Origin of the sequence: Anaerophaga thermohalophila str. Valhall, from assembly GCF_000250735.1 — a bacterium.
Classification (GTDB): domain Bacteria; phylum Bacteroidota; class Bacteroidia; order Bacteroidales; family Marinilabiliaceae; genus Anaerophaga; species Anaerophaga thermohalophila_A.
On sequence record NZ_AHZV01000055.1, the window covers coordinates 1 to 9,917 of the forward strand.

At 40.1% G+C, this 9,917-nt stretch carries 9 protein-coding genes; 6 read left to right on the forward strand and 3 right to left on the reverse strand.

All coding sequences use genetic code 11. The features are described from left to right. Positions 1–139: 139 nt before the first annotated feature. Positions 140–832 carry a DbpA RNA binding domain-containing protein gene (locus tag OQ5_RS24075; protein WP_369688183.1) on the reverse strand — a complete coding sequence of 231 codons (693 nt, stop codon included), beginning with the start codon at positions 830–832 and terminating at the stop codon, positions 140–142. Continuing rightward, a complete protein-coding gene (locus tag OQ5_RS24080; RefSeq protein ID WP_016775943.1) occupies positions 720–1,760 on the reverse strand; it encodes a DEAD/DEAH box helicase in 1,041 nt (346 codons plus the stop codon). Before OQ5_RS24080 ends, OQ5_RS24075 begins: the two co-directional genes overlap by 113 nt. 855 nt (positions 1,761–2,615) lie before the next feature. Between OQ5_RS24080 and OQ5_RS0102305 the strand changes: the two genes are divergently transcribed. The 5 genes from OQ5_RS0102305 (at position 2,616) to xylE (ending at position 8,722) form a co-directional block, all read left to right on the forward strand. Next, on the forward strand, positions 2,616–3,629 hold the full coding sequence (locus OQ5_RS0102305; protein ID WP_026055073.1) for a GntR family transcriptional regulator: 1,014 nt from the start codon (positions 2,616–2,618) through the stop codon (positions 3,627–3,629). 71 nt (positions 3,630–3,700) lie between these two features. Continuing rightward, positions 3,701–5,185 (forward strand): xylulokinase, encoded by a 1,485-nt coding sequence (locus tag OQ5_RS0102310; protein ID WP_016775946.1) that lies wholly within the window; start codon positions 3,701–3,703, stop codon positions 5,183–5,185. A gap of 6 nt (positions 5,186–5,191) precedes the next feature. Further along, positions 5,192–6,517, forward strand: a complete 1,326-nt coding sequence (gene xylA / locus OQ5_RS0102315) for a xylose isomerase (protein WP_016775947.1) — start codon at positions 5,192–5,194, stop codon at positions 6,515–6,517. Between the two features lie 336 nt (positions 6,518–6,853). Next, a complete protein-coding gene (locus OQ5_RS23355) occupies positions 6,854–7,003 on the forward strand; it encodes a hypothetical protein (protein WP_016775949.1) in 150 nt (49 codons plus the stop codon). 330 nt (positions 7,004–7,333) lie between these two features. Further along, complete coding sequence (gene xylE, locus OQ5_RS0102330) at positions 7,334–8,722, forward strand: D-xylose transporter XylE (protein ID WP_016775950.1); 1,389 nt, start codon at positions 7,334–7,336, stop codon at positions 8,720–8,722. A gap of 54 nt (positions 8,723–8,776) precedes the next feature. On the opposite strand, the gene OQ5_RS0102335 is transcribed toward xylE, so the two are convergent. Continuing rightward, on the reverse strand, positions 8,777–9,181 hold the full coding sequence (locus OQ5_RS0102335) for a DUF134 domain-containing protein (protein WP_016775951.1): 405 nt from the start codon (positions 9,179–9,181) through the stop codon (positions 8,777–8,779). Between the two features lie 294 nt (positions 9,182–9,475). Here OQ5_RS0102335 and OQ5_RS0102340 point away from each other — a divergent pair, with 294 nt between their 5' ends. Beyond that, positions 9,476–9,889 (forward strand): acyl-CoA thioesterase, encoded by a 414-nt coding sequence (locus tag OQ5_RS0102340; protein ID WP_044107337.1) that lies wholly within the window; start codon positions 9,476–9,478, stop codon positions 9,887–9,889. Positions 9,890–9,917 lie beyond the last annotated feature (28 nt).

Genomic DNA, 9,917 nt, shown 5'->3' on the forward strand with positions numbered 1-9,917 from the left:
AGACAGGCACTATATTAGTGTCTGTCTTAAAAGTGCCATTTGTGCAAGCGTAACAAAGCAAATGGTTCTTTACCGACAGACACTAATAGCTGTTTTGAACAGGATAAACGCAAAGAGCTAGTGGTCACCTTTCCTTGCCTTATCTTTGGAAAGCCTGAACCATTAATGGATTTCCTTTATATTTGGCTTTTCTGAAGGCTTTTACCAGTTCTTGTTTATAATGCCAGTCTGCTTCAAAAATGGTGTGTTTTGACTGAATGTCTATTCTTCCTATTCGTATTTTGTATTCAGGTGTATGTCTGTTGATAATGTTTATCAGTAAGTCGGGCCGCATGTTGTTTTTCCGACCCAGGTTGATGGAAAACCTTGAAAAGCGGCTTCCTTTTTCGGTGTCTTTTCTTTTTCTTCCTTTTCTTTCCTGGCTCCCACGTTCAAATGTAACATTTAAATCAGGGGCGTTTTTATAATCCTCGTAAATGTGAGAAAATTCTTTTGCCACTATTCCTTTAATTAAGTCTTCTTTTGACAGATGGCTCAGTTTTTCTTCTATTAGTGCCGGAAGTTCTTCCAATGCCGGGGTATGAACATCCATCGATTCGAGTGAACCAATGTAGTTGGCGAGTCTTGTCTGAAAGACATCCATCCCCTTCGGTACTGGTTTTTGGGCAAAGGTTTTTTTAATTTGCCGTTCCAGCATTTTTATTTTTTTTAATTCTCCATTAGTTATAATGGCTACAGAAATGCCTGATTTTCCTGCCCTTCCTGTTCTGCCGCTCCTGTGGACATAGTTTTCGGGATCGTCGGGCAAATGATAATGTATGACGTGTGTCAAATCGGTTACATCCAGGCCTCTGGCGGCAACATCTGTGGCTACCAGTATCTGAAGATGTTTTTTTCTTGAAGCGTCCCATCACCTGATCACGTTGTCCCTGCGATAGTTCACCATGTAGCGAATCTGCATTATATCCGTCCGCAATTAGCTTATTGGCAATATCTTTTGTTTCCTGTCTTGTTCTGCAGAAAACGATACTGTAAATGTCCGGATGCATATCGGCAAATCTCCTCAAAGCTTGATATATTGTAGATGGTGATGTTACCATGTATTGATGCTCAATGTTGCTGGCGGTCTCATTACGCGAAGTGACACTGATTTTGTGGGGTGTCTGCATGTACCTGCCGGTAATGGATTCAATGTCGGGGGGCATAGTGGCCGAAAAAAGCAATGTTTGTTTCATCGCCGGTGTCTGGGCCAGTATGGCATCCATTTCCTCTTTGAAACCCATTTTAAGCATTTCGTCTGCTTCGTCGAGCACCAGAAAACGAACCGATGAGAGATCGAGTTTTCCACGATTTATGAGGTCGTTCACTCGTCCCGGTGTTCCAACAACCATTTGACATCCCCTCTTAAGCGCTCCGGTCTGTTTATATAGAGGTTCTCCACCGTAAACAGCCACTACCGTAACCGGGAGATTTGAGCTGTATCTTTCTATATCAGCCGTTATTTGAAGGCATAATTCTCTTGTGGGACAAAGAACAATGCTTTGGATTTCCTTTCGTGCTGGTTCGATCTTATGAAGTATAGGGAGCCCGAAAGCAGCGGTTTTGCCAGTCCCTGTCTGGGCCAAAGCCACTAAATCATTGTCGGAGTCCAATATAAAAGGTATTGTTTCTGATTGAATGGGTGTGGGCGTCTCAAATCCCATTTTTACTAACGATTCGAGAATTTCGGGACGAAGCCCGGTTTCAATAAAATTTTGCATAGAGTAATTTTAGAAAATGACTTAATTGTGTACATATGGTACGTTAATCAAATAACACCAACGGCTTCTTCAATGAAGAACTATCAGATGTCTCAAAGTGTTTGTAAGTCTCTTTTGTAGAATGAAGATTTGACCTGAAACCAAAAAAGAAACGTGTCCACTCTTACGGTATCACGTTATGCAACCTCGCCATCTTTTTTGGTTGAACTGAACGTGAAGTCTTAATGAATTTTATTCGTTGCGGAATGATAATCTGTTCCTATGTCGGATTTTTCCGTTAATTCGCGTGCAAATGTAGTGTCTTAAATTGAATTCGCTGCTGTTTGTGCAGATAATTAATGAAGTTTAACTAAAACTCGATAATTGGATGGGGTTTCGTACAATAATTATTTGGTAAATCATACAACTAACCGGCTTTATTCAAAATATTTCGTGAAATTTATAATTCCGCACCTTTTTCTGGTTATTACAAAAAATACAAACGGCCCGTTTTTGGGGGTCGTAAGTGTAAACAAAATTTACGCCTGAATCCATTACCGCCTTCACGGCTATATCGCTCTGTTTGAAAAGAACGGAACCTTTAGATTTTTTTTGGGTTAGAGCAAATATTATCAAATTAAAAATTTTTAGGGCTTAATTTCCAATTTGAGTTTCCCGCAGAGCATTCAGGATTTTGCAGGTAATAAATGTTTTGCTCATTATGACTAAAATCGCCATTAATGAAAATCGTTGAATACCAACAATATAATTAATCCGTAATTTATATTTTTGAATTTTTCTGAAAAAATTTGATGATTTGTTGAATGGATATAATTGAAAAAAATTATATTTGCACAGTTTACATACCAGAACAGAATGGCTGAAGATATTGAAAATAAAGTATTTAGCTTTGCATTAAGTAAATCTTCCAATGTCCCGAAATTCAGGCAATTGGTTGAATCGGTAAATAATGCGATTTCTGAGAAGCGTTTGAACATTGGAGATCATCTGCCGTCGGTTAATCAGGTTTGCAAAGATTATCAGCTTTCTCGTGATACAGTCTTCAAAGCCTATTCTTTATTAAAAGAGCAGGGGGTTATTGAATCTGTTCCTAACAAAGGGTATTTTATTGCCAAAGAGATTCGAAGGGTATTTTTGTTTCTGGATACTTTTAAAGCTTATAAAGAGGTTTTATACGATTCATTTTTTAAAAATCTGCCCGAAAATGTTATCGCTGATGTTCATTTCCATCATTACAATCCCGATGTATTTCGAAAACAAGTTGAGGAGAGCATTGGCAAATATGCAAAATATGTGATCATGCCGTTTGATCATCCTTCGATGCCCGATACGCTTGGATTATTGCCTGAGGACAAGTTGCTTCTTATCGATTGGAATATTTATGCTACGGAGACGAGTAACGTATTGTATCAGGATTTTGGGAAGCCGGTAATGGATGAACTTGAAAAAATTCTTCATCTGGTCAGAAAGTATAAGAAATTTGTATTTGTCTACCCCGAATATACAAATCATCCCTACGATTCTGTTGAATATTTTAAAAAGTTTTGCAGGAAACACCACATCAAATATGATGTGTTAAAAGACAGTAGCTTGTTTGAAATTGAAAAAGGTGTTGCTTATCTTAGCGTAAGTGATCGTATTCTGGGCAGGTTTTTGGAACAGACACGCGAAAAACAGCTTGAACCCGGTGAAGATGTCGGATTTATTTCTTACAATGAAACTCCGATGAAAAAATTTATCTATAAGGGCATCACCGTTCTTTCAACAGATTTCAGAATGTTGGGCATGAAAGCTGCCGAATTTGTTGCTAACGATACTTCAATGCGCATTTGTGTACCGACAACAATCCGGGTTCGTGAATCACTTTAAGAAGGTAGAATGTGAGAATTTGAATATTTAAAAATTTAACAATTACTAACCAGAACAGAACAGAGTAACAAATGAAGTACACACTGGGTTTTGACATAGGGAGCTCATCTGTAAAAGTGAGTTTACTCGACATAGAGCTGGGTACTTGTGCTGCATCGGCATTTTTTCCTAAAAAGGAAATGACCATCTCTGCACCACAGCCCGAATGGGCGGAACAGTCGCCGGAAGACTGGTGGATCAATCTGAAAAGTGCTTTAAAGGAAGTTTTAGCCGAATCTAAAGTTAAATCGACTGATATTAAAGCCATTGGCATCACTTACCAAATGCACGGGCTGGTAGCTCTGGATAAGAATGGCCAGGTTGTCAGACCTTCGATAATATGGTGCGATAGCCGTGCTGTTCCATACGGGCGTAAGGCTTTTCACAAACTTGGCGAAGAATGGTCGCTTAGCCATTTGCTTAATTCTCCGGGAAATTTTACTGCGGCAAAGTTGGCCTGGGTTAAGGAAAACGAACCCGAAACCTATCAGCGTATTGATAAAATAATGCTTCCGGGCGATTATATTGCCTATCGTCTTACTGGTGAAAAGAATACTACTTTGTCAGGATTGTCAGAGGGTATATTTATTGATTTTCAGAGTGACGATATTTCCGGGAAATTGCTTGATTTTTTCGGGTTTTCAAAATCACTTATTCCTGATCGTGTGGAAACCTTTGCTCCTCAGGGACATCTTAGAAGTGATGTAGCAAAAGAACTCGGACTTGATGAAGGAATTCCTGTTTCTTACAGAGCCGGTGATCAGCCGAACAATGCATTTTCGCTTAACGTTTTGAACCCCGGAGAGGTTGCAGCTACCGCGGGAACTTCAGGGGTTGTATATGGTGTAAGTGATCAGTTGGCACCTGATCCCAAATCCAGGGTAAATACTTTTGCTCATGTTAACCACTCCCGTGAGCAGCGGCGACTTGGTATTTTGCTGTGTATCAATGGAACGGGAATTTTGAATGCCTGGCTGAGGCACAATACCGCCAAAGACCTGGACTATCCGGAAATAAACGACATAGCATTGTCGGCTCCTGTCGGGGCTGAAGGACTTCGCTTTTTTCCTTTTGGCAATGGCGCCGAGCGTGTCCTGGAAGATGCAAACCCGGGGGCCACATTAAGCGGTCTTAATTTTAATATTCATAAGCAAAACCATTTGTTAAGAGCCGGACAGGAAGGTATTGCTTTTAGCTTCAGGTATGGAATGGACATCATGCAGAATATGGGGGTAAATACCAGAGTGATTCGTGCGGGAAAAGCCAATATGTTCCTAAGCCCCTTATTCCGCCAAACCCTTGCTAATCTCACCGGGGCAACCATAGAACTTTATGATACAGACGGTTCGTTGGGTGCTGCGCGCGGAGCTGCTCTCGGTGCCGGAATATGGAGAACACCAGAAGAGGCGTTCCGAAACTTGAAAAAACTGGAAATTATTCAGCCCGATAATGAAAAGGATATTATTAATGAACATTATAAAGACTGGAAACTAAAATTAAATAAACTATTAAAATAGAAGAAAATGGATGTATTAATAGGAAAAAAGGAGTATTTCCCCGAAATAGGGAAAATTGAGTTTGAGGGTAAGGATTCTAAGAATCCTCTGGCTTTTAAATGGTATAATGAAGATGAAGTGGTGGCCGGAAAAACCATGAAGGAACATTTCAGGTTTGCACTATCATACTGGCATTCGCTCACTGGTGAAGGAGGTGACCCTTTTGGGCCAGGAACCAAAAGTTTTCCATGGGATGAGTCGCAGGATGTGATGGAACGCAACAAAAACCGGATGGATGCTGCTTTTGAGTTTATGACTAAGGTTGGCATTCCTTTTTGGTGCTTTCATGATATTGATGTAGCTGAAGATGGCGGGGTAGGTGAGATTGAAGAGCGTTTACAAAAAATGGTTGAATATGCCAAAGAAAAACAAAAAGCTTCTGGTATCAAACTTTTATGGGGTACGGCAAATGTTTTCAGTAACCCAAGATATATGAACGGTGCTGCTACAAATCCCGACTTTACAGCTGTAGCACATGCAGGCACTCAGATAAAGAATGCCATTGATGCAACGATTGAGTTGGGAGGAGCAAACTATGTATTCTGGGGTGGTCGCGAAGGTTACATGTCATTGCTTAATACCAATACCAAACGCGAAAAAGAACATTTGGCCCGGATGCTCACCATGGCGCGTGATTATGGCCGTAAAAATGGTTTCAAAGGTACTTTCCTGATTGAACCCAAGCCAATGGAACCTACCAAGCATCAGTATGATTTTGATGCTGAAACTGTTATTGGTTTCCTGCGTCACTATGGGTTGGATAAAGACTTCAAACTGAATATCGAAGTTAACCACGCTACTCTTGCTCAACACACTTTCCAGCATGAGTTGCAAATGGCCGCGGATGCCGGTTTGCTCGGCAGTATTGATGCCAACCGGGGTGACTACCAGAATGGATGGGACACGGATCAGTTTCCGATAAATATTTATGAAACCATTGAGGCCATGCTGGTTATTCTGGAGGCCGGTGGATTTACAACCGGTGGTGTGAATTTTGATGCCAAATTGCGCAGGAATTCAACCGATCTCGAAGATCTTTTTATTGCACACATTTCCGCAATGGATGTTTTCGCACGTGCACTGAAAGCTGCTGATCGTATTTTAACTGAGTCGGATTACAAGAAAATGCGTGCCGACAGATATGCTTCTTTTGACTCAGGGAAAGGCGCTGATTTCGAGAAAGGTAATCTGACACTTGAAGATTTGCGCAAGATTGCTCTCGAAACCGGCGAGCCTGCTCAAATAAGCGGTAAACAAGAGCTTTATGAACAACTTATAAATTTGTATTTCTAAAATTTGTTTTTGCTTGTTTTACAAGGAAGCGACATGCGGAAGTTTCCACTGTCGCTTCCTTTTTTGAAATATTGATGAGCCCGGTCTAAAAAGCATCTTTGTTGCCAAACTCTGTGTTGTTTTAAATTTATGCATCCTCATAAACAACGAGTTAACTCCGGTACAAAAATTTAAAACACCTTGATTCTGAAAAAATATGCTTTTTATACCGCACTCATTGATGTTAAAAGAATATTTGGCTTTGAAAAAATTGTAGTTTCGTTTTTATTGGATAAATGAGTGTGGCAATAAAGATGCTTTTTAGACCGGACCTATAAATAAATCCACGAAACGAGCATGACAGGGATTGCCATAATAGATTATCAGATTTTTAGAAATAAAATAAAAGTTACCAACAGGCAGAAGTTTGGCTGGCAGAAGGCAGAAGACAGGGCATGGATCATGGGGCATGGAGCCTGGAGGAAAGGTGGAAAGGTGATAGGGTAAAAGGGCAGGATGGTAGCACGGAGAATAAGGCGGGAAATATTACTCCAATAAATCAGACAAACTAATAGACTCAAGAAACGAGCATGGTAAAGATTGCCATAATAGATTGTTAGATGTTAGTTTGTTAAATTGTTAGATGATGTAATAACTTATAACATTTTAGCATCTAAACAACATTAACAACTCTAACAGCCGTAATAACTTATTCAATATAAGATGAAATAAACACAGATAGGTTTACCCCAACAGGGATATGTAAATAGTACATGCGATTTCCAATAAGCCCTGAAAATTAATTTTATACTAAATCAAAATCAAAATATTAGTTCAATGGATGGACAAAACAAATCTTATGTAATCGCCATTACTCTGGTGGCAACACTGGGAGGACTGCTTTTCGGGTATGATACTGCTGTTATTTCCGGAGCTGAAAAATCGGTTCAGGCATATCTTATCGATAGTCAGGGACTTAGTTCTATAATTCATGGAATTACTACCTCCAGTGCTCTTATTGGCTGTATAATAGGAGGCCTTATTTCCGGGTTGCTGGCCACCAGATTCGGAAGGAAAAAATCGTTGCAATTTGCGGCTATTCTTTTTTTCATTTCTGCACTTGGTTCAGGTTATCCCGAATTTTTATTTTTCAAAGTTGGCGAACCAACCATCGGCTTGCTGCTGATGTTTAATTTTTACCGGGTTATTGGCGGAGTTGGAGTTGGCCTTGCCTCTGCTCTCAGTCCCATGTATATTGGTGAGGTTGCGCCTGCGAATATTCGGGGGCGGTTGGTTTCCCTAAACCAGTTTGCCATTATTTTTGGAATGTTGGTTGTATATTTTGTGAATTGGGGGATTGCTCACGGGCAACCACTGGAATGGATTAACGAAATAGGATGGCGACGAATGTTTGTATCCGAAACTATTCCGGCTGGTCTTTTTGGTCTGCTTTTGTTTCTTGTTCCGGAAACCCCACGTTATCTTGCATTAAAAGGGCAGGAAGAAAAAGCCTTTCAGATTCTTACCAAAATTAACGGTAGAGATCGTGCTCAGGCTGTTTTACAGGATATCAAAGAAAGCCTCAGACATCACACCTCCGGGAAGTTGTTCTCTTTCGGGAAAACAGTGATAATTATCGGTATTTTGTTGTCTGTTTTTCAACAATTTGTGGGGATTAATGTGGCGCTTTATTATGCCCCGCGTATTTTTGAAAGTATGGGGGCTGCCAAGGATGCTTCAATGCTTCAGACAGTGATCATGGGGCTTGTAAATGTCATTTTCACTGTTGTTGCAATATTTACGGTTGACAATTGGGGGCGAAAACCGCTTTTAATTGTAGGCTCTGCCGGTATGGCGCTTGGCATGTTTGCCATTGCCGGACTTGCTTTTTTCGATATTATCGGGATCAGTACTTTGGTGTTCATGATTGTTTATACTGCTTCGTTCATGATGTCATGGGGGCCGATTACCTGGGTGCTCATATCAGAAATTTTCCCGAATAAAATACGTGGCAAAGCCGTTGCGATCGCTGTTGCAGCACAGTGGACAGCCAACTATCTTGTATCTTCAACCTATCCTGCGATGATGGAGTTCAGCAGTGCAATGACGTATAGCATTTATGGAATTATGAGTGTATTGTCACTTCTTTTTGTCTGGAAATTTGTCCCTGAAACTAAAGGCCGTACCCTGGAAGATATGGAGGCACTTTGGGAAAAGAAAAAGTGAGTTATTTCAGGAAACACTAAAGAACCGGCAGGAAGGTTAATTCTTGCCGGTTTTTTATTCCGGCAGATGGATGTTGCTGAGTTCAGCCGAATGACAATGGGGACAGTTTTTTAATGGAGTGGGGGCAGTGGTAAGTCTGGAGCATTTTTTGCATCGGGCCCAGTAATTTTCTGAGATATATGTACCACCTTCGATGATAATTGCTTTACCCTCGACAAGGGCTCTGGCAATAGCTTTTCTGGCTTTTTTGTATACACGTGTAAAAGTGGGGCGGGAAATGTTCATGCGGGCTGCCGCTTCTTCCTGGTTCATATTTTCGTAATCTATGAGACGAATCGATTCATACTCTTCAAACAAAAGAACCACTTTGTCAATATTGCGCATTTTTACCCCTACCGGTTTAAAGCCATCCACAATTGGAGGGTATTCTATTCTTCTATGTCTGCGTTGATTAGGCATTTCTATGAAACTAAAATTGTCTTTCTTCGTAAATTTTTTGACTATCAGAGGCAAATATAGATAAAATCGCACGAAATGGGAACAGGATGTGAACCATTGCTCTTTTGAGAAATAAATGATTATTTTTGTAGATACAAAAGTCAGTTAAAAAAAGCCTAAACGCAGAGACTTAATGAAGCAAAGTTGTTGTTATGAGAGAGTTGTGTTTTGTGTTATTAATGATGAAAACAATTAATAACCAGGAATCTGTAAAAATTTAACGGACTGTTATTAACAATGGACAAAAGGCAACAGATGCAAAACGGTAAGAGTTTATATAGCGAAGCTGAGACAAGACAGTGCAGAATGGCTTTTCCCGGAACACTAAACGCAAACGAAATTCTTTTTGGGGGAGAGTTGATGAAATGGATGGATGAAGTTGCTTTTATATGTGCTACCCGGGCTACACGTCAGAAAATGTTCACTGCTTCTGTGGAGAAAGTGAATTTTTTTTCTCAGATTAATGAAAACGCTGTAGTGGAGTTGGTTGCGAATGTAAAAAATGCCGGTCCTGTTAAACTCGAAGTGAGTGTTGATGTTTTTTCCGAGCCGCTCTATAAAAATGAAAGGACACTTGCAGCACAAGCTATTTTTACCATGACAGCTCTTAATGAACGCAATAAAGTAACCCGGCTCTCTTTTCCTCATCTTACAAATTCTTATAAGTAAAAAAAGTGCAAAAAAATTTGGATTTTAA